Origin of the sequence: Okeania sp. SIO2C9 (assembly GCF_010672455.1) — a bacterium.
Classification (GTDB): Bacteria; Cyanobacteriota; Cyanobacteriia; order Cyanobacteriales; family Microcoleaceae; genus Okeania.
Genome location: NZ_JAAHGO010000080.1, coordinates 15,911 through 40,810 on the forward strand (window position 1 = coordinate 15,911; position 24,900 = coordinate 40,810).

Consider the following 24,900-nt stretch of genomic DNA (forward strand, 5'->3'; position numbering starts at 1 on the left):
GGTATCAAAGCTATTCATTCCGAATCTTGACTCCTAAGAAGTAGCCTAGTTATATCATATTCGGACGGGTCAGTTATAAATAAAATTTAAGAACTGATAGTACCGAAGAAATACTGAAATTATCTTTACCAAATAATTAATAATTAATAATTAAATAATTCGTAAGCATTCAGCGGTCAGCTATTAGCTATCAGCTATTAATTTTGGGGAAGGTAAAAATAATTGAGAAATTGAGACAGAATAAAAGTTACTGTTAAAGTCACCGGACTAAACCTGAGAAGTAATTATTCATTACTAATTGCTGTTTGCGTAGCATTCCGTAGGAATAGCTGACTGCTAATAGCTGTTTGCGCAGCAGTCCGTAGGAAATGCTTACAATAATTCGTGCCTTGAAGCCTCCCCTTTTAAGGGGAAAAAGCGGTCGATATTCGTAGCTTTCCGTAGGGTGGGATGGTGAGGTCTCGGAGCCATATCCAATCGACCAAGAGAAAAGAAAATATTCCTTATATTCAATTCCGTAACGGTTTTAACCAGAGGTAATTATCAATTATCCATTATCCATTATCAATTAATGAATTTTGTTCCTTCCTTCTTTCTTCCCTACTGACTTCTGAGGACTGACTCCTAACTCCTCGCTAATTTATTTATAAGTATTCAACCAAACATGATATTATTTGTAGCAAATAATTGTCAAATTGGTATTACTTATTCAATAGACATCTGGTGATCATAAAAAATCAAATCAACTATCGCACAGAAATTATCAATTCTTTACCGAAAAATTGTGGTTTAAAGCCTCCCCTTTTAAGAGGATAATAAGCGGTCGTTTGCGCAGCATGACCTAGGATGGGATGGCGAGGTCTCGGAGCCATATCCAATCGACCAAGAGAAGAAAAATTTCCATGAATTTGTCAATCCTCTTCAATTCATAGAGAGGTAATTATTCATTATTTATTATTCATTATTAATTGTTGAACCTACGACCTACGGACGTTGCATCCAACATCCCTACCTACTCCCTACTCCCTCTTTTGGAGGAGATGTCTAATAAATAGAACTCTCCATAAATTATCGAATAATTAAGTTTTAAAATCTCTCCTTCGCTGGGATATTGGTTGTCGCCCTACAACGATAAAAATCTTTTTAATCAATCCTACAATTTCAAGAAAAGGTAATTATTAATTGTTGAAATAAGCCTTTTCTCATAATCCCGAATTAAACATTCTAAACAGCACCCTTTTTTTTGATTGACAAATGTCTAATAGACCACTCCAAAAATCAAAAATAAAATCAATTATTATCCATAAATTATTAATTACTTCTCCCTATTGCCCATTGCCTATTCCCTATACCTTATTTTCTGGAGATGTCTAATGAAAATGGAACCAAATATAATTTTATTTGGTCAGAGATAGAATAAACTGGCTAGAATAAGGAATTGTCAGTCTGTAATCAAAGCTTTCTTCTCAAGGTAGTCTTGAGTAGTTCAGATGACAAAAGTTGAGCTATTTTTTAGAACTCAAAAGTGGTGGAGGAAAATTAATGATAAAAATTTATAAATGGCATCCTGTAGTTGCTTTAGTCGTAGCATTAAGTACCATAATCAATCCCAAATTATTTGACCATAAAATTATCAAACCAGCACTTGCTGAAACGACCTTAAAAGATATACAAAATCATTTTGCTCAAACTTGTATTGAAGATTTATTAGACCGAAAAATAATATCTGGCGACTATGAAAGTCAAACATTTCGCCCTAATGCACCTGTAACTAGAGCGGAATTTGCTGCAATGATTACTAGGGCTTTTCCAGATGCAAAATTAGTGCGCGATCCGATTAAATTTGTAGATATTCCTCAAAATTATTGGGCTTATAATGCAATTCAAAAATCTTATGAAATGGGTTTCCTCTCAGGATATATTGGCAAAACCTTTAACCCTACTCTCAAGATTACAAGATGGCAGGTATTAACAGCTTTAAGTCAAGGATTAAATTATCGAGCAAGTGCATCTGTAGAACGAAATTTAAACGCAATTTTTGAAGATGCAGAAGCAATTCCTGAAGAAGCAAAAAAATCTATTGCTGCAGCAACAGCAAAAGGTATTGTTGTAAATTATCCAAATGTGAGGAAACTAAATCCTAATCGAGATGCTACTCGCTCAGAGGTGGCTACTTTTCTCTGTCAATCTATTGCAAATTTTGAAACAAATAATGATAGTTTAGTTTCTAAAGTTCCCTCAGAATACATTGCCAAAATTGATATAGATACTCAATCAACAACTACCGCAACTGCACCAGAAACTACTCCAGAATCTACGGCAAATGCTAACTCAGAAACTACTCCAGAATCTTCTACAGAAAATACAGAACCACCAGGAATTGTAGAAAGGTTTGGCAATGGTAATTTACAAGCAGAAATTATTTACGAACAAGCAAATAATACAGACTTAGTAAGTAACTTAAATCTGAAAATTATCAGAGGTGGAGAAATTATTTTAAATGAACCAATACCAGTTAAATCTTTAGCAGGTGACTCAGAATCTGAGACTGAAATGGAAGTATTAGCAGGTAGATTTGTGAAAGTACAGTTACTAGACTTAGATGGAAATGGAGAATCAGAAGTATTAGTAGATTTAGTAACTATAAATAATAGTGATGTTGTATTTGATAGTGGTACTTATTCATTGATTTATCTCTACGAAGCAACACGAAATAAATATTCTATGTTGCGTCATTTCTGGGGAAATGTAAATTATAGACTGACAGATTTAGATCAAGATAATATTCCAGAATTTAAAAGTGTTGATGGTAGATTTGCTAAGGTATTTTCTAATAGAAATAATGCTCGATTACCTATTCGTATTTGGCAGTATCGTCAAGGAGAAATGGTAGATGTTACCAGGCAATATCCAGTACAAATAAATACTAGCGCTTCAGAACTTTGGCTAGAATTTTATCAGCGTTCTAGTCAAAATCAAAATGTCAAAGGAGTTTTGGCAGCTTATCTAGCAAATAAATATTTGTTAGGTCAAAAAGAAGATGGTTGGAAATTAATAGAAAAGGTATATCAAAACAGCGATCGCGAAGTATATTTTGATAATTTGCGTCAATTTTTAGTAGATAAAGGTTATGATAGCGATCGACAAATTAGAGGAAATGTAGTTGCGCCTGAAAATACTGCTACAGAAAATCAAGAAACCGTTACCTTTGCGACTAATGATACGGAAGAAATTTCACCTCAAGCAACCACAGAAACAGAAAATACACTGCCACCAAGAACACTTACACCAGAAACAACAGAAACAGAAGACAATACTGAAACACAACAACCCGAAACTTCACCTCAAACAACCACAGAAACAGAAAATACACTGCCACCAAGAACACTGACACCAGAAACAACAGAAACAGAAGACAATACTGAAACACAACAACCCGAAACTTCACCTCAAACAACCACAGAAACAGAAAATACAGAAACTCAGCCAGATATTAGTAACGATCTAGTGCTAGCACCAAGGTTAGTTCGCTCTCTATCTAATCCGCAAGCAGATTCTGCTTTCTCTGTAACCATTAGTTTTGATGGAGAAATATTAGCTAGTAGTCGTGGTCAAGATATCCTACTGTGGAACTTACAAACAGGCACATTGCTAGATACTTTATCCAGTCATCAAGGCAATGTGCGCTCAGTAGCAATTAGTCCAGATGGAAAAACTCTAGCTAGTGGAAGTGGAGATGGCACAGTCAAATTGTGGGATATTCCTACAGGAGAAATGCTCGTCAGTTTCTGGCATTCTGGCGTTGTGACTGCTGTTGGTTTCACTGCTGATGGCAGGGCAGTAATAGGATGCAGCGCCGATCGCGGAATGAAATCTTGGGATATTTATACAGGGCAACTACTGCACAGGATGAATGGTACTCAACCTATTGCTTTTGGTGCTGGTGGCCTGCGCATGGCAGCTAGTGGAGGACCGAGGTATATTCGACTGTGGAATGCAGAGCAAGGGCAATTGTTGAGAAATCTTTCTATACCCAATACAAATAATAATCGTGGCATAGAGGCGATCGCTTTCAGTGAAGATGGGCAAACTATTGCTCATGCGATGAAAGGAGAAAGTAAGATTTTAGTCTGGGATGTGGAAACCTGGAAAGTACGTTATACTCTAGAAAAACATTCTCAGGCAATTAAGGCGATCGCAATTAGTCCAGATGGAAAAATACTTGCTAGTAGTAGTGAGGATGGTAATATTAATCTATGGGATCTTGGTACTGGAAAATTGTTGAGAAGTATCAAAGGTGATGGTGCAATTGTTTTTAGTCCAGATAGCAAACAACTTGTAAGTGTTTCGCAAGATAATCTTATTCAGCTCTGGCAAATTTATGGGTCTGCGATCGAACAGTAGACATAAGCTTCAAGAATTTAGAATTTAGAATTTAGAATTTAGAATTTAGAATTATCTCTTCTTTTCAAGGAGAGGATTGACTAATCATGAAAATTTTTATTTATTATCCCCTTAAAAGGGGAGGCTTTAAACCACTATCCAACAGTTATTACTCTGCTGATTTGCGTATGCTCTGTTTCTATAGAACGAATACATAACAATAAGATAACTACCATATTTTATACTTTAAAGGAAAACTTCAATTCTCACATCTGATTCCTGATTGCTATATATAAGTTTTGATTGGGAATAGAGTAAACTAAGACGCATTTAGATTTTATGTTCTCTGTTCCCTTTTTCCTTTCAAAAAAATCGTATAGCAGGGAAGGCGCACAAAGATAGGCAACAGGCAAATAGGGAAAAGCATTGATTTCCCTGTCGATCGTCAGTCTATGTCAAACACTAACTCGTTATTTGCTATATTATATATTATATAGTTTAAATGCTGAACAGATTACATAAAAAATAGCTTGAAGTCAGAAGTTATGTACTCCAAAATCAAACAATTAACCTCTATATTTTCTATATATAATTTGAGTAAACAAATAAATAAAACTATGTTACGACGCTATTTTCTTGGGTATATTCTCCTCTTTGTTGCTGGTTGTACTACAGTTACAAACAATCAGCGTAGCAACTCTAATAATTCTCTTCTTAAAGATCAAGAAAAACTACGATTTGCGGTGAGCGGTATTCAAAGTCTAGCAAATTGGCAGCGTGATTATGCCCCATTTAGAATTGCCTTGGAAGAAGTATTAGAGACAAAAATTGAGTTTGTTCCCATTGATAGTTTGATGGAAGCAACAGCATTACAGTTGGCTTTAGTAGATATAGTTCTGGCGGGGCCATCAGAATATGCGATCATTAAAGCAAGAACTAATGCAGTGCCTATTGTCGCGGTAACACGACCTACTTACCGTGCAGTCATCGTCGTTCGTAAAGACAGTGAGATTAAGTCATTAGCTGACTTAAAAGACAAAACAATTGAGTTAGGTAAGATTGGTAGCACGGGGAGCTATCTTGGACAAATTAAAATGCTGATGGATGCTGGATTAAATATACAATCTGATGTGAACATTCTCAACTCAAAAGAGTATAATTTCAAAGCATTAAAAAATGGTGAAGTTGATGCATGGGGAAGAACTTCGCACAGATATGAAAAAACTATGCAAAAAGAAGGTGTCTACCAGAATGATTACCTCCTACTTGCCGAAAGTCCGCGACTGCCCAATGATGTATTTATTGCTAGTAGCAAACTGGAACCGATGCTGGTGGCAGAAATTCGCGAGCGGATGCTGAAAAATAAGGAAAAAATGCTGCAAGCAATCCTATCTATACCACCTTTACCTTCTAAGTATGAGGGTGGTACCTTGGTTGCTGCTGAAGATAGTGATTACGACATGATTCGCGAGGTGTATAAAGCTATCGGAGAAGAGAATTTTATTAAGTAATTAGGAATATATAGTTTACTGATGAGGTACAGAGTATGAAAACAGGGAAACTTTTTTCGGCGATCGATAAGTGGAGTAGAGGCTTAAGTATTGCCAAAAAAATTGGCTATGGCTATTCCCTGGTGATTGGTATTTCTGTGCTAGGGACAAGTTTAGGGCTAATGGTAGGAGACTACTATCAAAGACAGGCCCAAGAGCAGCTAAGATTAGTACAAAAAAATTATGGTCTGTTAAAAGAGTTAGAAAGTGCTACTTGGGAGGCGCAATCTCATCCCCAACAGCTAGCTGCTGTAGTTGGTAACCCTGTATGGTTTCAGTATGAAACGACTAAATTTTTGGCTCGGAGTAAACAATTAAAACAAGTAATAAACTCTCTCAAGAATATAATTGATTTTCAATCAAGTCAATTAGTAGCAGAACCAGAAAAATTTAAGAAAATATTACAAAGTTACACTCAGACATGGAATTCATACACTCAGTTAATACAGGGAATTTGGCAGGAGACAAATCCAGCTAATTTGCAACCAGAAGATATCCCAGTTGCCAAGCAAAGAGTGTTGGCAGCTAACACGGGGAAAAAGGCAATTGAGATTCGCATTGAGTTTGAAAAACTATCAGAAAGCTTAAATCAGTTAATAGATATTGTAGAAAAACAACAAAATCAAGCTAACAAACGATTTATGCATTCACAAATATTACGAATCCAAATTATTATTGGTAGTATGACACTATCAGTAGCGATCGCTGCTTGTTTAGCATTTTATACCAGCAAAGCGATCGCCAGTCCACTCAAAACGTTAACTAAGACTGCCCAAAGGGTGACAGCAGAATCGGATTTTAACCTGCAAGCTCAAGTCACCACTACTGATGAAGTTGGCTTATTAGCTATATCCCTAAATCAGCTTATACGATGGGTAGGAGAGTATACTCGAGAATTAAAGTTAACTCATCAAAAACTAGAAAAACGTAGTACTGAACTCACACAAGCTTTGCAAGACCTAAAACAAACTCAGACGCAATTAATTCAAACAGAAAAAATGTCTAGTCTTGGGCAAATGGTGGCGGGAGTTGCCCATGAGATTAACAACCCAATCAATTTTATTTCTGGTAACATCAACCCACTTCAGGATTATATACAAGAACTTTTGGATTTACTAAATCTTTATCAAAAACTATATCCTGACTTACATCCAGAAATAGAAAATTTAATCAGCGAGATCGATCTTAATTATATAATCAATGATTTGCCCCAGATAATTTATTCTATACGGATAAGCACCAACCGAATTAAAAATATTGTACTCTCGCTACGGAATTTTTCTCGTCTAGATCAAAAAAACGTGAGGCCAGCAGACCTTCACATAGGGATTGATAGCACTCTATTAATCCTCAGTCATCGTCTCAAAAAGGGAATTGAAATTATCAAAAACTATGGAGATTTACCTTTGGTAGAATGTTATCCAGCTCAATTAAATCAAGTGTTTATGAATATCATTGCTAATGCTATTGATGCGATGCTAGAGTCAGATATTCAACCAAAACAGATTGTGATTCAAACAGAAAAGGTGGCTGAAGATAAAGTCATGGTGAAAATCCAGGATAATGGCCTGGGAATACCACTAGAAGTCAAAGATAAGATTTTTGATCCATTTTTTACGACAAAACCATCAGGGAAAGGAACAGGTTTGGGTCTTTCTATTTGTTATCAAATTATTGAAAAGCATAGAGGTAGCATAGAAGTAATCTCCGAACAAGGAAAGGGTACAGAGTTTGCGATCGCTCTTCCTATTCATTCTAGCAATCTATTGACTTGAAGAAGGAGGAGTCAGGAGTCATATCATGTCCGTTGGTATCGTTTGTGTATAAAGTTGGGGAAATATCTAGCGCCATATCAAGGTTTTTCCTTCTCTTAAAGCTTCTTCCTTCTTCCTTACCTTCTCTATACAATACCGATGCTACCGGACATGATATCATATCACGTTGGCTTCGGAGTAATATAATTCCGTCGATTGTCATACAATGCGTAAGGGCGAATGGCCATTCGCCCCTACAATCTTAGGTGGTGGTGCATAGTAATGGTAAAGGAAGTGTGGGGAGATGGGGACTCACCCGCGCACCCCTCCGGTGGAGGGGAATGTGGGGAGATGGGGAGTGTGGGAAAAATTAAAAAATATATATCCTCACCATTACCATGCAGGACTACCCAATCTTAATAATGCTGAATAACACCGATGCTACCGGATTTGACATGACTCCTGATTCCTAACTCCTGACTTGCGCGTAGCGCCATATCATCCTCTCAAAGATAGCGCTGACGATCTTTCTACAGAATACTCTGATTCCATCAAATCTTCCATAGCAGCAGTTTCAAATTTAATTGGCCTCAACTGCACCGCACAAGCTTTTAACTCTGGTTGCCCAGACTCAGGACAAACTTGAGGATGAGTCAAAGCATTTGCCTCTGCTTGATTTGCCCATAGTGCTCCCCAGTGCATCGGCACAAATACAGTACCTGGAGTAATAGCTTTAGTCACTTTTGCGGGAAATCTTGCCCAACCTCGTCGCGATCGCACTTCTACCCAATCATTTTCTTCAATCTCTAACTTCTGAGCATCCTTTGGATGAATTTCTAGAAAAGGCATCGGGTGCATTTTTCTAATTTTATCAATGCGTCCTGTGCGTGTTTGAGTATGCCAATGACCATATAAACGCCCTGTTGTCAACACAAAAGGATAATCAAAATTTGGTGGTTCTGCTAAACCTTGGGAGTAAAATGCAGCAAACCGTGCCCTGCCATCAGGAGTATTAAATCGTAAATCAGTATACAGACGCTCCTGAGATACTCCACTACTATCAGGGCAAGGCCACTGGACCGGACCCTTTTCCCGTAACCGCTCGTAGGTAATATCAGTCTGGTCGCAAGGACGATCGCGTGTCAATTCAATAAATTCAGCTCTCACTGCTTCCGAATCAGCAAAATCAAACTGATTTGTAAATCCTAAACGACGACCCACCTCTGCAAAAATTTCCCAATCTGCTTTTGCTTCTCCCAAGGGTTCGCGGAATGCAGAACACAAAGTCACCATTCGCTCGGAGTTTGTCATCGTTCCTGTTTTTTCTCCCCACTGAGCAGCAGGTAACAACAGATGAGCATATTCCGCTGTTTCAGTAGGATAATAAGCATCCTGATAAACAGTAAAAGGCGATCGTAACAAAGCGGCCTTAGTCCGCTCTAAATCTGGCATACTCACAGCAGGATTAGTCGCTGCAATCCACAAACAACCTAATTCCTGGCGTTCCAAAGCCGTAATCATCTCCCAAGCAGTACGACCAGGAACAGCAGAAATTTGCCCAGGAGTCAATCCCCATAACTTTTCCAAATCAGCCCGATGTTGGGGATTTTTCACTGCCCGATAACCAGGCAAAATATGAGCCAGTCCTCCTGCTTCCCTACCACCCATAGCATTAGGTTGACCAGTCAGTGAAAACGGTCCTGCACCCGGTTTACCAATATTACCTGTCATCAAATGCAGATTAATCAGAGTCCGGACTTTGGCCGTCCCCTCAGAGGACTGATTCATCCCCATTGACCACAAAGATAAAACTTGCTTTGACTCACTCCAATAACGAGCTGCCTTTTCCAAATCATCTAAACGAATACCGCAGTGCCGTGCAACTAAGTCAGGTGGGGAATGACGAATCACATCAGTGTATTCAGGAAAACCAGTTGTACATTCATCAATGAATGTTGCATCGATCGCTCCCCAACGCATGAGTAGATTAGCGATACCGTTGAGTAGATCGATATCAGTACCTGGTCGAATTGCCAAATGCAAATCTGCTGCTTCTGCTGTTTTAGTACGACGGGGGTCTACCACAATCATTTTCACTTTCTTATTTTTCTTGTGGTAAACCCGCAGACGATTAAATACAATGGGGTGACATTCAGCTGTATTAGTACCGATTAAAAATGCACAGTCTGTTTTTTCTAGATCGTCGTAGCAACAGGGGGGACCGTCGGAACCAAAACTTTGAATATACCCCGATACTGCCGAAGACATACAGAGACGAGAGTTAGCATCAAAGTTATTAGTTCCCAGACATCCTTTGAGTAACTTCTGAGCTACATAATAATCCTCTGTTTGAAACTGACCAGAACCGTACATACATATTGCATCTGGTCCTTGAGTGAAGCGTACAGTTTGAATCCGATTAACAATCCGATTAAAAGCTTGATCCCAAGTAACACGACGAAAAGGCTCATCTAGAGTATCACGCATCATTGGATATTTGAGGCGACCTTTATCCAATGCTTCAGCAACAGTGGCACCTTTAACACAAACTTTGCCTTGACTTGAGGGATGAGAGCGATCGCCCACTACTCGCCAAATAGGATTACCTTTGCTATCTCGATTTGTTGCTTTTCCAGGAATTGCTGGCGGTAATACATCTAAGCCACAGCCAACTCCACAATAAGGGCAAAGAGTTTTGGTAGGTTCCATAGTTTACTTTAAAAATAATTTTCTTGGCAGACGAATGAGTGAAATTCAAGCGAATATCATTTATACTTAGATGCTAAATCATTTAATTTTGTATTCCAGCAGAAGTTATTCTCCTGCTAAATTTTCCCTGATTTTTTGCTATTTATAATTAATATAATATAATGCTTAATCTCAATATTTAAGTTTAATGGTATAGAATTTAATTTTTGTTTATTATTGAAGACTTTATGAAAAATTATCTGTCACATTGGATACGTTTTCATAAATTATTACCCGCTTTTCCTATACGGTAGACCACAGTAGGGACGTTGCATGCAACGTCCCTACTGGGTTTTATTTATGGCAATGTGGTTGATCAATTTGAAAAGCGCTGTCAAATAATATCATGTCCGGTTGAACAGTTATAAATAAACTACTCAGGAGTCAGAATTCAGGAAGAAAGAAGAAGATAAGGAGAAAGGCTCTAGATATAGTTAACGGCCGTTAACCCCTACAAATGGTATATAATTTCCGGCGTTGCTGAATTGAAGTATGAATGCGCGATTGTTTGGTTCTCGCCTTCGCCCCCGCGCATCCCCCAACTTTGGGGGACTTTTAGAGTTTTATTCCCCCCCAAAATTGGGGGGTTAGGGGGGCTTGCATCATACCCAGAATCAGCAACGCCTAATTTCCTGTTTGGCTTGACATCCTCCCCGGCCTAAAGGCACGGGGATTCCTACTAAGCCGTAGCTCCTCGGCGGGTTGACGCTTCACAGGGTGCTGCTTCCTTGGCGGTAGTCTAACGCTTCCCTCCACGTCCGCGCACGAGTTTCCGAGTGCCCCCCGGCAACTAATGACACAATAGCATATATTCAATTCACTTGCATGCTCAAATAAAAAGTCGCCCTACAAGGGCGAGGCTTTAAACCCAATTTTTCGGTAAGTTCTATTAGTATTAGTCTTCAGCAAATATAGGAGCAGATTCTAGATTCACTTCCTCTTCATCCTCTTCATCCTTATGGTGTTCAGCAAATGAACCCTCTGGCTCTTTCAAGAAGAAAGCACACAGGAACGCAACAATTATTGACATTACACCGAGAACTTCAAAGAAAATTCTGTTACCAACAGCACCTTCAGGCAATAAACTAAACGTAGTCAGATAAACCACCGCACCTACGTTACCATAAGCACCAACATTACCAGCAATTTGACCTGTAACTCGGCGCTTAATTAAAGGAACTATAGCAAAAGTAGAACCTTCAGCCGCTTGCACAAAGAAAGAACACATCATAGTAAGTACCACAGCAATAGGTAGCCACCAACCTCCAGTTACACGACCAAATGTGAGATAACCAATTCCCATCCCAGCAGTCAATACTGTCATTGTCAACTTCCGACTACCAAGTTTGTCTGAAATTAAACCACCACCAGGACGAGATGCCAAATTCATAAAAGCATAGCTAGCTGCTATCATCCCCGCCAAGGCTTTATCCAGGCCAAAAGTATTTTCAAAGAAAGCAGGAAGCATAGAAACTACTGCTAGCTCAGAACCGAAGTTAACAAAATAAGTAAGTTCTAAAATTGCTACTTGGGAAAACTGATAGCGGTCAGCAGGAGGATAACGCTTCTCACCTGCTACCAATTCTTTATTAACTGCCCAACAGTTATAAGTTTGGAAAGCGTACAAACCTAAGAGCAATAGCCAGACAATATAAAGTTGACCTTGAGATAGGAAACCAACTTTACTCAAGCGCCAAGCTAGTAAACAAAGAACTCCTGTTAAAGGAAGATTCATCAAAATTAGGAAGAGAAAATCTTTCTGGGTAGTAACTTCTAAACCTGTGGCACGCTTAGGCTTTTTATAGACCTTACCAGGAGGGGTATCTTGAACATTGAAGAAATAAAACGCACCATAAGCAGCGGCGATAATACCTGTTAGAGCGATGGATAACCGCCAGTTCAATATCTCACCGCCACTAAAAGTTAACACAGCAGCTACAGTAGGAAGGGTAAAAGCAGAAGCAGCAGAACCAAAGTTACCCCAACCGCCGTAAATACCTTCTGCCAAACCTATTTCTTTAGGGGGAAACCATTCAGCTACCATACGGATACCAATAACGAAACCAGCACCGACAATACTCAGTGCTAGACGGCTGATAACTAACTGGCTGAAGTTTTGGGCAAGAGCAAAACCTATACAGGGAATAGCTGCATACATTAGTAGCAGCGAATAGGTAATTCTTGGTCCATATTTATCTAACAACATCCCAATGATAATTCGGGCAGGTACTGTTAGTGCAACGTTACAGATAGCAATAGTTCTTATTTGAGAAGTTTCTAAACCAAAATCTGCTTTTATTGATGTTGCTAATGGGGCTAAATTAAACCAAACAACAAACGATAGAAAAAAAGCAAACCAAGTAAAATGGAGGATACGATAACGGCCTCGAAAAGACCAAAGTTCTGTTAACATTTTCTGTTGAATTATAATTATTAAGGCGATGTAAGGTCACAAACAAAGATTAATTGGCGTTGCTGAATTGAAGTATGAATGAGCGATTATTTGGTTGTGATCAAGCCCCCTAAATCCCCCAATTTTGGGGGACTTTTAGAGTTTTATTCCCCCCAATTTTGGGGGGTTAGGGGGGCAAAATCATATCCAGAATCAGCAACGCCGATTAATTTTGCTGACAAGTCTAACTAAAAATAATTTTAGGCAGTTATGAAATTAGTGTCAGAGTTAGGTATTAGTTTAAAGCGAACAATTCAATTTTTTTCTGATAACATAGTAGGCTAGCAAAAATTCTAATTTATGTATTTTGCAGATTTTTCAGCACTTTAGCATTAAAAAGTTTCTTACTTTCATCACCATCAGTGCAATTTTTAGTTAGTAGTGAATTATATATAAATTTCTACCTAAAACCTACTATGTATCACTCCAAACAAAAGACCTATTTGGTTACCCATTGGTTAACTTGAAGTACACCATTGGGAGTTAGTAGCACTAAATATTCTGCTGTTGGTTTGTTAGCATCAACAGTGCTAGAGTTAGTCAACTTAGCTAGAGGAGTTTCTCCAATGTAGTCGGAAGCTGCTTTATTGATATGTTCACACTTGGCAACCATTCCTGCGGAGTTAACTGTGACTCGATAGGCTAAATTTTCAGAAAAAGTTGGATATTGTTTCCAAGCTTGGTCGATCTGGTTGTACAGCATCGAGTTTAATTTCTCAAGAGTATTTGAGTCAGTAATAACTTTTGGTGCTGCTTTAGTTTCTGGAACTGCCAAAGTTACTTCAGTTTGTATTGGTGCAGTTTCTGCAACAGGTACTGTATTGACTGCTGAGACTGACTCGGTAGTATTAACTGCGGAAGAAACTACAGCAGTTGATGGAGCAGTAGTAGGTTTTGATGTGGGTGCGCTGGCTATAATAGTAGGAGTATCAGTAGTAGATGTAGCAACTATTGTTTCTTCTGCTTCTTGTTCTTGTTGTTGAGCATATTCTGCTAGAGAACGCTGCCAACTATTGACATAAAAACCAGCAAATAGTGTTAAACCGACTACAGATAGAATTTTCATACCCAGAGATTTTGCAGTTTCGGGTGAATTGTTAGAAGTATTAACTGTAGTAGACATTTTTGAGATTCTCCTTGTTGTTTTTTTGCTTTGAGTGTAATAAATAAATTTTTGCTGTGAGACTAAATTTGAGAGGCTATTTAAGCTTCTCCATTTATGGAGAAAAAAGAAAAAAAATCCTTTGCTCCAATCCTCTTAACTCTATCAGAAGAGGTAATTCTAAATTCTAAATTCTTAATTCTTAATTCTTCAATTTGGTTGACCACCAAAATTTTCAATTAGCAAATTCCGCAAAACAGGTTTGAGGTCTTCACAGGCAATGCCTTTTTGAACGCAATTGCCAAGTTTAGCATCTTTGCCAACTGTGCCTCCCATGTATAGGTCAACACCCTCAACCATTTTGCCATCTTTGCGTGCTTTAGTTCCCATCAAACCGATATCTGCAACCTGTGGCTGTCCACAAGAATTGGGGCAACCAGTCCAGTGAATGCGTACTGGTTTTGGTATTGACAGTTCAGCTTCGAGTTCCTTTACCATTGCCATGGCACGATTTTTGGTTTCAATCAGAGCAAAGTTACAAAACTGTGCCCCCGTGCATGAAACTACGGCCCGAGTTAATGGTTGAGGATTAATAGAAAATTTTTCTAGGAGTGGTTCTCCAAGGAATGGTTCTATTCTAGACTCAGGAACATTAGGAATAATAGCATTTTGTTCCACAGTCAGCCGAATTTCTCCATTGCCATAAACCTCAGCTAGCCGTGCTAGGTCAAACATATTGTCAGCATACAGCCTACCAACCGGAATGTGCAACCCAATATAGTTTAAACCTGGTTGTTTTTGTTTGTAAACCCCTATATGGTCCCGTTTTTCCCAGATAATTTCGTCTTTTGGAGCTTCTGTCTCTAGAGTTTGCCCCATTTGTTGCTGAACTTCTGAGCGGAATTTATCCAGACCCCACTCATCTATCAGCCACATTAACCTTGATTTTTGGCGATTTCCTCGGGAGCCATTATCGCGAAATACTTCTAGAATAGCTCGACAGATGGCAACAACTTGATTTGGTTCTACCCAAGCTTTAAGGGGTATAGCTGCTGCACAACGTTTGGCCGAGAAAAAGCCACCAACTAGAACATTAAAGCCAAATTTATCGTTTTTGTAGGCAGGAACAAAAGCAATATCATTTATTTCCGCATGGACAGAATTATCACGGCATCCGGCGATCGCTATATTGAATTTCCGTGGTAAATTGGTAAATTCGGGGTTGCCTTTGCTATTGCCAGTGATCATGTCTTGGACTTGCTGCACTAACTCACGGGTATCGTACAGTTCCTCTGCATCTATTCCAGCTACTGGGGAACCTGTGATGTTGCGTACATTATCCATACCTGATTGAACGGTGGTTAAACCTACTTGTTCAAATCGACGGAAGATGTCTGGGATATCTTCTATTCTAATTCCCCGCAGTTGCAAGTTTTGTCTGGTGGTGATGTCGGCGCTACCGTCTTCCCCGTAACGTTGGACTATTTCTGCCAAGACTCGCATTTGTTGACTGGTAATTACTCCATTTGGCATCCGCATCCGCAACATAAATTTGCCTGGAGTTACTGGTCGGAAGAATACACCTAACCATTTTAGTCTGTGGTCGCGGTCAGTTTTATCTATTGCTTCCCAGCCAATATTGGCAAATTTTTCTAGTTCTGTTTTCACTGCCAGACCATCTTTTTCTGCTTTAAATTTCTCAAATTTATTTAGTTTTTCTTGGCGCTCTACTGTGCCAGTCATCTATATTATCCTCATTTGTAGGCAGTCTCATAAATTTTTGGGCAACTCACTTAAGATGCTTTAATTAACTCAATTACTAATTTTTTTGAGCCGACAACTAGAAAATCAAAATGTTTAAAATTTCTGCATCTGTTGTCACCATCTAACGTCAAATTCTTATTAATTTGTTGTTGAATAATGTAAATGAGTTTGAATGAAATATTCGTATCATTTGTTACAAAATATATAGTTTTATGAACTTAATGTATATATTTAATGCGTTTATTGCATTTTAGATGTAAAAGAGATAAAGAGATTATAGGGACAAAGCCTACTAACTGTTCCATATTTTTTGTGCTGTAATTAAGATGTGGGTCAGCTAAGAAATCTAGAAGCTACAAGTCAGTCGTCATTATTAATCAGACAAACAGCGAAATAGCCAAATTGTAAATATACAGAACTTTTTAGGGTGCTCAGGCGCACTCTAATAATAGTCGAAGGAAAGAGCGCGGACATATCAAAAGCTTAAAACTGAGACAACACAAGGTTTTTCCTCCTCTCCTAGATAACTAAAGCCTTCTCCCTTCTTTCTTCTGCTATAAAATTTATCTCTTTGTCGCTGTTTCCTTTTCCCTATTGCCTTTCACAAAAAATATGTTTAAATATATTCCTCATGGACACTGCTATCTATGGAACCCTAGTTTAGTCAGCTTGCATTTAGTCTCAGATATTCTGATTGCTATTGCTTACTTCTCTATCCCTCTAATGTTGGTTTACTTTATCCAGCAAAGACAAGATTTACCTTTTCCTTATATATTCTGGCTATTTAGTGCCTTTATAGTTTCCTGTGGGACAACTCATCTTCTAGATGTGTGGACCTTATGGCATCCCACTTATTGGTTTTCAGGAACTTTGAAGGCTATAACTGCCATAATTTCATTGTTTACAGCTTTTGAACTCCGTATTCTCATACCTCAAGCTTTAGTATTGCCTAGTCCAGCAGAACTAGAAAAAGCAAATCAGGAACTACACAGACAAATAGTAGAACGCCAGGTTATAGAAACTCAATTACGAGAAAGTGAAGTTAAATTTCGTGCTGCTGCAGAAGCAAGTTTAGATAGTTTATTTATATTTAATACTCTGCGGGATAAAACTGGACGTATTGTCGATTTTATTTTTGCAGAGCTAAACTCCCGTGCCGAACAACTCATTTCTATGCCTAAATCAGAAGTATTGGGACAAAGACTCTCCGAACTAATTCCTATCAACGGTACCGGAGATTTCTTGGAAAAATACGTTCAGGTTGTGGAAGCAGGTAAAGTTTTCCAAGAAGAGTTTTCCACAAATATTTTTACCCCCAATATCTCCTGGTTGCAACACATGGTAGTTCCTCTAGCAGATGGTATTGCTATTACTGCTAGAGATATCACCGAACGCAAACAGATGGAAAAAATATTGCAAGAAAGAGAACAACGCTTCCGTCTAGCTTTTGACGATGCACCTATTGGTATGGCCCTGGTATCACTAGATGGAGATTTTCTCGAGGTTAACCATGCTTTGTGCGAAATGATAGGTTACAGTGAAGCTGAATTGATCCAGTTAACTTTCCAAGAAATTACTTATCCTGATGATCTAGCTGCTGACCTTGCCTTTGTGCATGAACTCTTAGAAGGAAAAAAAAGCAAATACAATATGGAGAAGCGCTATATTAGCAAGCAAGGTAATATTGTCTGGGCAATTTTGAGTGTTTCTCTAGCAAAAGATCCATCAGGCGAACCTCTGTATTTTATTGCTCAAATTCAAAATATTACTCCCCGCAAGCAAAATGAAGCTCAACAGCAAAGACTGATTACTCAGCTAAAAATCAGTAACCAAGAACTAGAAGATTTTGCTTATGTAGCTTCCCACGACTTGCAGGAACCACTGCGGAAAATTCAGACCTTTGGCGATCGCGTCAAAGCTAAATATAGGGAAGTGTTGGATGAAAAAGGGCTAGACTATCTACAAAGAATGCAGAGTTCTGCCAACAGGATGCAAATTCTAATTAGGGATTTATTAGACTTCTCACGCATTACGACCAAAGCGCAACCCTATGTACCTGTAACCCTTTCTCAAATAGTAGCAGAAGTTATTGAGGACTTAGAGAACCGCATTGAACAAACAAAAGCTCAGGTGGAAGTAGAAGAATTACTTACTATTCAGGCCGACTCGATACAAATGCGACAATTGTTCCAAAACTTAATTGGCAATGCACTTAAATTTCATCTACCAGAAAATCGCCCCATTGTCAAGGTAGAAGCAATTTTACAGTCGGAAACTAATCAAGTTCAAATTATGGTATCCGACAATGGAATTGGTTTTGAGGAAAAATATTTAGACCGAATATTTACACCTTTCCAACGCCTGCATAGCAAGCAACAATATCAAGGCACTGGTATAGGACTGGCAATATGTCGTAAAATAGTAGAAAGACACAATGGTAATATTACTGCTCGTAGTATCCCTAATCAAGGAACTACTTTTGTGATTACTTTGCCCATTGAACAAAGTTTAGATAAGCAAAAGGAGCATATCTAAAGTTGAATAAAACACCAGTACCAATTCTCATAGCTGAAGATGATGAGGACGATCGTCTCCTGGTAATGGAAGCTTTTGAGGAAAGTAAATTACTGAATAAATTATATATTGTTGAGGATGGGGAAGAATTATTAGATTTTTTATATCATCGAGGTGCTTATACAGATATCACAACTTCACCTCAGCCAGGAATAATTTTGTTAGACTTAAATATGCCTAAAAAAGATGGCAGAGAAGCTCTCAAAGAAATTAAAACTGACCCTAATTTACGTTTGATTCCTGTTGTAGTTTTAACTACTTCTAAAGAAGAAGAAGATATCTATACTTCTTATAAATTAGGAATTAGTTCATTTATTGTCAAGCCAGTAACATTTGAGGAATTAATAGCAGTAATTCAAGGTTTGAGTAGATATTGGTTTGAAATTGTTGAACTACCTGCTCGAAAAGATTGAATCTGCTGGGGCAATTTTTCCATCTATTATTTCTTGGAAAAATTATATGTCTTAGATGATTTATGTTATATCATGTCCGTTGGTATTGTTTGTGTAAAAGTTGGGAAAATATCTACTGCCATATAAGTAAAATTTTTCCTTCTCTTAAAGCTTCTTCCTTCTTCCTTCTTCCTTACCAAAAAATGAGGGTATGTGCCTCCCCTTTTAAGGGGATGAAAAAATATTCAGTTCAGTATTTCAAGCCTCCAGCTTTAGTCGGAGGTACTGATAACTGATAACTGATAACTGATAACTGAAATGACCTTCTCTATACAAGACCGATGCTACCGGACATGATATTAGTTACAATGACAATTGTTTAACTGAATATAACGATGATTCATAGTATATAAATTCAAGCAGATTTTTATGCAAAAATACACTATTAATATTCTACTAATAGAAGATGATGAAGATGATTTTATCGCCATCAATGACATTTTATCAGAAGTAGAGTCACCAAAAATATCTCTGGATTGGAAAAATACTTATGAAGAGGGATTAGATGCAATACAAATAGGAGAATATGACGTTTGTTTGCTTGACTATCGTTTAGGAGAAAAAGACGGAATAGAATTACTAAAAACAGCAATAGAACTTAATTGTCAGACACCAATTATATTCATTACAGGTCAAGGCGATCGAGAATTAGACCTGCTGGCCATGAGAATAGGAGCAGCAGATTACTTGAATAAATTAGAAATTCGAGAACATACATTAGAGCGAGTAATTCGTTATGCAATTGAAAGAAATAAAAATTTAATTGCCCTCCAAGAAATTCAAGCCAAACTACAAGAAGCTCAAAAAATTCCTCATTTAGGTAACTGGGAATTAAACCTAAAAACACAGAAAATAACTTGGTCTGATGAAGTATTTCGGATTTTTGGTCTGAGTGGGACTCAAAAGCAGCCAACTTATGCAGAATTCCTGCAAATGTTCGTTCCCGAAAGTAGAAAATTATGGTCAGAAAATATGACTTTAATCTTAGAGAAAACACAAAAGTGTGAATGTGAATATGAAATAATTCGCCCGGACGGAACACTGAGATATCTTTATACTAAGACGACTGTAATCACAAATAGTAACTTAGAATCAATCAAAATATTTGGCACAATTCTAGATATTACAGAGCGCCAACTAGCCGAATTAGAAGTCAAAAAAATTAGAAAACAAGAGCATTTATTAAGTCTGGTGATAGACAGAATTAATCGGTCTTTAAACTTAGAAGAAATATTAGAAACTACAGTAGAGTCAGTGAGAGAGTTTTTGCAATGCGACCGCGTAATAATTTACCGTTTCTTATCAAATGGTCATGGTCTTGTAGAAAAAGAATCTTTAGCACCAAATTGTCTTTCACTGTTAGGAATGACAATAGTCGATCCATGTTTTCGCAACAGCGATATTTTAGAACGTTATAAACAAGGATATTTTAGTATTATTCATAATATTAATCAATCGGAGATGCAACAATGTCATATTGATATGCTCAGGGATTTTCAGGTGCAAGCAAATATAGTACTACCTATCTTAATTACAAACGAAACTGAAAACAAAAATCATACTGACAAATCAGAAATTAATGTATGGGGGTTATTAATAGCTCATCATTGTCGAGAAAATAGACAGTGGAAAATATCGGAAACCGACTTATTAAGACGCTTGGCAGCTCAGACAGCGATCGCTATTCAACAAGCTCAACTTTATCAACGCTTAGAAAAACTTAATCAAGAATTAGAAGCAATTGCATATATTGATGATTTAACAGGAGTGTTTAACCGTCGTCATTTTGAGCAAAAATTTAAACAAGAATGGAGAAGGTTGGCGCGAGAAGAAGCTCTCATCTCAATTATTATGTTAGATATAGACTACTTTAAACCTTATAACGATACCTACGGCCATCAACAGGGAGATAAATGTTTGCAACAAGTAGCTAAAACTATTAAAGCGACAGTGAAACGACCAGGAGATTTTGTCGCCCGATATGGTGGAGAAGAGTTTGTAGTTGTGTTGCCAAATACCCCCATGGAAGGAGCACTTAAGGTGGCAGAAAATATCAGAACAGAAATTGAAGCTTTAAAAATTCCTCATCAAGCTTCAGCAACAAGTCAGTGGGTGACAAGTAGTTTAGGAGTTGCAGATACTAATTGCTCAAAAACATCTAATCCAGATAGATTGCTAAAAGCAGCAGATACTGCTCTCTACAATGCTAAAACTTCTGGCAGAAACCGTATAGGGATTTATTATGTATGTATGGAAAGTCTAGAGAAACAACAGCAAGAAATTAATTTAGTTACACAACTACGAGATGCTTTAAGAGAAAATGGTTTTTGTCTGTTTTCACAAGCAATTGTCCCATTGCATGAAGGTGTACAAGCAAGACTTTATGAAATTTTGCTCAGATTTAGATATCCTTCAGGTAAAATTGTTTCACCAGCTGCTTTCCTACCAGTAGCGGAGCGCTATCATCTAATGCCAAGAATTGACCGTTGGGTCGTAAAAAATCTACTATATTTCCTGTCTTCGCAGAAAATTGATAATTCACACCTAGATTGTATTTTTACTGTTAATCTTTCTGGTGCTAGCATCAACGACAGCCATTTTCTAGAATTTATCGAACATCAATTTGCCTATTTTGAAGTGCCCCCCCAAAAAATTTGTTTTGAGATTACTGAGACCATAGCCATTACTAATTTAGATAAAGCAGCAAAATTTATTCACTCTCTCAAACAAGTTGGTTGTAGTTTTGCTTTAGATGATTTTGGCAAAGGAATGTCTTCTCTTTCTTATCTCACAAACTTGCCAGTAGATTATCTCAAGATTGACGGGATGTTTATTAAGAAGATGGAAAAAGATACTGTCACTCAAGCAATAGTAGAAGGTATTCATCATATTGGCAGGGCAATGAATTTAAAAGTAATAGCTGAATATATAGAAACAGAGTCAATTCTCAACAAAGTCAGTAGTTTAGGAATAGATTATGGTCAAGGCTTTTATCTTGACAAACCCAGCGCACTTTTGTCTTCTGTTTAAAGAGTCAGGAGTCAGGAGTCGGGAGTCAGGAGTCAGGAGTCAGGAGGAAATAAAAAGAAGAAGGAAGAAGAGGAGAAAATTTTTTCATCACTAATTATCCGGACATGATATAAATATTATACCAAATTGAAATGAAGCTGCATAGAATAATACTTAAAGCACAATTGACTGTAGATAGGCATAGATAAATATAGATTAATGAATGAATTTCGTAATTCTATGCAACCTCATATAAAATTGGTATTAGATATCTCCAAAAATCAATTCTCATAAAGAAATTATCAATTATTTCTCTCTACTGCCTACTGCCTACTGCCTCTTTTGGAAGAGATGTCTATTAGACATCTCCAAAAATCAAAAATCAAATTAATTCTTATCCATAAATTATCAATTCTTCCTCCCTATTCCCTGTTCCCTGTTCCCTGTTCCCTGTTCCCTGTTCCCTGTTCCCTCTTTTGGAGGAGATGTCTATTGTATTTTATCAAGATTTCTGCTATTGAATTACCAATATAAGCACCTCTTCCAAAAAATAGAAAATTAAAGCATAGTTCTCAGGGGACGAGGGTCTGAAGGATGAAAGTAGTCTTTTAGACTTTAGCTAAATTAGAAAAAAAGTAGTATAAAAATGAGAATAGGGAAAAAATATTATGAGCAAGCAACACTGGTTAGATATAAGTGAATATGTCTGCCTAGCAGGTTCAGTTTTAGGAACCATTGCTTCAGTTACTTCTGGACAGGCAATATACACAGCAGCACCTTTAACTTTGGCCTTATCTGCAAGTGTAGCGAATAGAAAGCGGATAGATAAATTGCAACAACAAGAACAAAGACTAGCGCTTACAGATATTCAGAAAACCTTCTTAGAAGATGTGGATAGAGTTGATAGTCAAACATCTAAATTGCAAGAAAAACTGAATCTTCAAACTGAGGAACAAGAAAAGAAATTAGAAGTAATAACAGAACAGCTGAATCAAAAATTAGTCGCTGAAAGGGAAACCTTACAGTGGCAAACTCAGCAACAAAGGAATAAATTACAAGAAGTTATAGAGTTAATACCAACTGAACTAGAACAACTCATTCAACGTTTAGATCCATTAGAACGTCAGCAGAAAGAAATCATCAGTCAACGCTTACCTTGGGCAGTTTCAGCCATTGAGGAGTTGCAAGATAAAGCTGCTGCCATAGCACCCTTAGAAAGTAACTTTGGTCATATTAGCAGAAATCTGCAAATTTTGAATAAGCGTGTTGGGAGTCTGCCTCAACCAGAGTTTTTTAGTAAAATTGAAACAGCTATTACTTCAGTAGAGAAGCGACTTGATTTGAATCCTATCAATCTTCAAGGTGCAGTGCTGACAGATGCAGATTTCAGTGATATTTATCTCAAGAATGCAAAACTAACAGATGCTAATCTCAGTGGTGTTAACTTGGGTGGTGCTTGTTTAAATAATGCCAATCTCACAGATGTTAACCTCAGCAATGCTAATTTAACAGGTGCAGACTTGGCAGTTGCTAATCTATCCTACGCAAACTTGAATCATGCTGAACTTGGTGAAGTTGATTTGTCTGGTGCTAATCTTAGTGGAGTAGATTTATCCTCAGCTAATCTCAGTGGTGTTAATCTTTCGTCTGCTAATCTCACAGATGCAGATTTATCCTCAGCTAACCTCAGTGGTGCAAACCTAACTAACGCTAACCTCAGTGGAGTTATTCTCAGTCATGCAGATTTAAGTAATGCTAACCTCATTGGTGCTAACTTGTCTCATGCAGGTTTAAATAATACTAATCTTAGTAATGCAAATCTTTGTGCTGCACAATTGTGGTGTCCTGATATAAGTAACGCTGACTTAACTGGTATATTAATAGATCGTAACACTAAATTAGACGAAAAAACTCAAGAGCAATTGCAAAGAGCAAGTCATAAAACAAAGAATCAAAATCTTCGTCGTTATGGTACGAAAGTAACTAATATTAATCATAATGGCGTTCATCTGATGGGTCCTAATTTTTTGGAAGGAAAATCAAATGATAGCGTTGTGATTCAACCTTCAATTATTGATACAAAATAAGACCTCTTATATCATTAAGACTTACCGAATAATTAAGGTTTCAAGCCTCTCCTTGGCTGCGCCACGAGCTGTCGCTCTACAAGGAGAAGCAAGAAAAAATTTTCAAGGAGAGGTAATTGTTAATTATTAATTATTAATTATTACAGCGCTTTTCGCTCTTGATGAACCACATCTTCACAAGCAAAACTTTGTAGGGACGTTCCATGGAACGTCCCTACTGTGGTCTACCCAAATGAAAACCGCTGTAATTGTTGAAGCACCTGCAACGTATTTTCCTCTGAAGCGACCGACAGGGTTTGCGGAGCAGTCCGGAACGGAAAGCAATCTCAAATCCTAGTTTTTCAAACCTCATGGGTAAGTCCTGATCATCACAAAAAGTCGGGAAGTTGGAAACCAGAAAGTTTCAACGGCTGGATGAAAACGACGGGCGCGGGTTTTAACCCGTAGTCACATTGACAGTTCGAGTTCTTAGTCGCTAATATAGGTATTATACAGCGAAAACGAAACTATGTACCTAACCCAAAAGAACAAAATTAGAAATTTGTCTATCACTGAATTTAAAGCCTTAAAAGAATTGTGCAGATTGTCTAAAAATATGTACAATGTCGGCCTGTATTCTGTGCGACAGTTTTATTTTTCTGAGGGAGGGTATCTGAGGTATGAGTCAAATTACCATTACTGCAAAGAAAATGAAAATTACCGGCTACTTCAAACCGATATTGCACAGCAAATTTTAAAAGTTGTTGATAGGTCTTTCAAGTCATTTTTTAATTTGATTGAGAAGGCAAAAGAAAGTGTATATCGGTTTGAACAAATACGAATGCCTAGATACCTCAAGAAAGAGGGTGGTTAGCTGTTGAATGAAAATTGTATAAAATAGTGGCTATTTGTAACAAATGTGTGTTAATATTAAATAGGCAACTAAAGCTTAGGAAATAATTCATGTGAATGCGACTTGTTGACAGACATATTATTAACCGAACACATAACTTTTGGCGAGTGTGTGATGAGTTAGCCTTTAAGTC

12 protein-coding genes are annotated in these 24,900 nt (G+C 37.6%); 8 read left to right on the plus strand and 4 right to left on the minus strand.

Features of this window, described 5'->3' with window-relative positions:
- Nucleotides 1-1,542 precede the first annotated feature (1,542 nt).
- The 4 genes from F6K23_RS33640 to F6K23_RS33655 all read left to right on the plus strand — a co-directional run bounded on the left by F6K23_RS33640 (nt 1,543) and on the right by F6K23_RS33655 (nt 8,107).
- The gene (locus F6K23_RS33640; protein WP_293164454.1) at nt 1,543-4,404 is read left to right on the plus strand and encodes an S-layer homology domain-containing protein; all 2,862 of its coding nucleotides are present in this window, start codon (nt 1,543-1,545) and stop codon (nt 4,402-4,404) included.
- Between the two features lie 596 nt (nt 4,405-5,000).
- A complete protein-coding gene (locus F6K23_RS33645) occupies nt 5,001-5,894 on the plus strand; it encodes a PhnD/SsuA/transferrin family substrate-binding protein (RefSeq protein WP_293164457.1) in 894 nt (297 codons plus the stop codon).
- 35 nt (nt 5,895-5,929) lie between these two features.
- A complete protein-coding gene (locus F6K23_RS33650; RefSeq protein WP_293164460.1) occupies nt 5,930-7,708 on the plus strand; it encodes a sensor histidine kinase in 1,779 nt (592 codons plus the stop codon).
- A gap of 219 nt (nt 7,709-7,927) precedes the next feature.
- Nucleotides 7,928-8,107 carry a hypothetical protein gene (locus tag F6K23_RS33655; RefSeq protein ID WP_293164463.1) on the plus strand — a complete coding sequence of 60 codons (180 nt, stop codon included), beginning with the start codon at nt 7,928-7,930 and terminating at the stop codon, nt 8,105-8,107.
- A 78-nt stretch (nt 8,108-8,185) separates the two neighbouring features.
- On the opposite strand, the gene F6K23_RS33660 is transcribed toward F6K23_RS33655, so the two are convergent.
- From F6K23_RS33660 to F6K23_RS33675, 4 genes are all read right to left on the minus strand, one after another.
- Nucleotides 8,186-10,396, minus strand: coding sequence for a molybdopterin oxidoreductase family protein (locus tag F6K23_RS33660; protein WP_293164466.1), 2,211 nt, complete (start codon nt 10,394-10,396; stop codon nt 8,186-8,188).
- A 934-nt stretch (nt 10,397-11,330) separates the two neighbouring features.
- Nucleotides 11,331-12,848 (minus strand): MFS transporter, encoded by a 1,518-nt coding sequence (locus F6K23_RS33665; protein WP_293164469.1) that lies wholly within the window; start codon nt 12,846-12,848, stop codon nt 11,331-11,333.
- A gap of 478 nt (nt 12,849-13,326) precedes the next feature.
- Nucleotides 13,327-14,010 carry a hypothetical protein gene (locus F6K23_RS33670; protein WP_293164472.1) on the minus strand — a complete coding sequence of 228 codons (684 nt, stop codon included), beginning with the start codon at nt 14,008-14,010 and terminating at the stop codon, nt 13,327-13,329.
- Between the two features lie 189 nt (nt 14,011-14,199).
- Nucleotides 14,200-15,732 (minus strand): ferredoxin--nitrite reductase, encoded by a 1,533-nt coding sequence (locus tag F6K23_RS33675; protein WP_293164475.1) that lies wholly within the window; start codon nt 15,730-15,732, stop codon nt 14,200-14,202.
- A 633-nt stretch (nt 15,733-16,365) separates the two neighbouring features.
- Between F6K23_RS33675 and F6K23_RS33680 the strand changes: the two genes are divergently transcribed.
- The 4 genes from F6K23_RS33680 (at nt 16,366) to F6K23_RS33695 (ending at nt 23,875) form a co-directional block, all read left to right on the plus strand.
- Nucleotides 16,366-18,288, plus strand: coding sequence for a PAS domain S-box protein (locus F6K23_RS33680; protein WP_293164478.1), 1,923 nt, complete (start codon nt 16,366-16,368; stop codon nt 18,286-18,288).
- Nucleotides 18,289-18,290: 2 nt separating this feature from the next.
- The gene (locus tag F6K23_RS33685; protein ID WP_293164481.1) at nt 18,291-18,740 is read left to right on the plus strand and encodes a response regulator; all 450 of its coding nucleotides are present in this window, start codon (nt 18,291-18,293) and stop codon (nt 18,738-18,740) included.
- A gap of 408 nt (nt 18,741-19,148) precedes the next feature.
- Nucleotides 19,149-21,809: a GGDEF domain-containing response regulator gene (locus F6K23_RS33690; RefSeq protein ID WP_293164484.1), complete on the plus strand. Its 2,661-nt coding sequence runs from the start codon at nt 19,149-19,151 to the stop codon at nt 21,807-21,809.
- Nucleotides 21,810-22,456: 647 nt separating this feature from the next.
- Nucleotides 22,457-23,875, plus strand: coding sequence for a pentapeptide repeat-containing protein (locus tag F6K23_RS33695; RefSeq protein ID WP_293164486.1), 1,419 nt, complete (start codon nt 22,457-22,459; stop codon nt 23,873-23,875).
- Nucleotides 23,876-24,900: the final 1,025 nt, after the last annotated feature.

Excerpts from the sequence above, each read along its gene's own strand:
- F6K23_RS33640 (WP_293164454.1), top strand. The coding sequence starts at position 1,543 with ATGATAAAAATTTATAAATGGCATCCTGTAGTTGCTTTAGTCGTAGCA.
- F6K23_RS33645 (WP_293164457.1), top strand. The coding sequence starts at position 5,001 with ATGTTACGACGCTATTTTCTTGGGTATATTCTCCTCTTTGTTGCTGGT.
- F6K23_RS33650 (WP_293164460.1), top strand. The coding sequence starts at position 5,930 with ATGAAAACAGGGAAACTTTTTTCGGCGATCGATAAGTGGAGTAGAGGC.
- F6K23_RS33655 (WP_293164463.1), top strand. The coding sequence starts at position 7,928 with ATGGCCATTCGCCCCTACAATCTTAGGTGGTGGTGCATAGTAATGGTA.
- F6K23_RS33660 (WP_293164466.1), bottom strand. The coding sequence starts at position 10,396 with ATGGAACCTACCAAAACTCTTTGCCCTTATTGTGGAGTTGGCTGTGGC.
- F6K23_RS33665 (WP_293164469.1), bottom strand. The coding sequence starts at position 12,848 with ATGTTAACAGAACTTTGGTCTTTTCGAGGCCGTTATCGTATCCTCCAT.
- F6K23_RS33670 (WP_293164472.1), bottom strand. The coding sequence starts at position 14,010 with ATGTCTACTACAGTTAATACTTCTAACAATTCACCCGAAACTGCAAAA.
- F6K23_RS33675 (WP_293164475.1), bottom strand. The coding sequence starts at position 15,732 with ATGACTGGCACAGTAGAGCGCCAAGAAAAACTAAATAAATTTGAGAAA.
- F6K23_RS33680 (WP_293164478.1), top strand. The coding sequence starts at position 16,366 with ATGTTTAAATATATTCCTCATGGACACTGCTATCTATGGAACCCTAGT.
- F6K23_RS33690 (WP_293164484.1), top strand. The coding sequence starts at position 19,149 with ATGCAAAAATACACTATTAATATTCTACTAATAGAAGATGATGAAGAT.
- F6K23_RS33695 (WP_293164486.1), top strand. The coding sequence starts at position 22,457 with ATGAGCAAGCAACACTGGTTAGATATAAGTGAATATGTCTGCCTAGCA.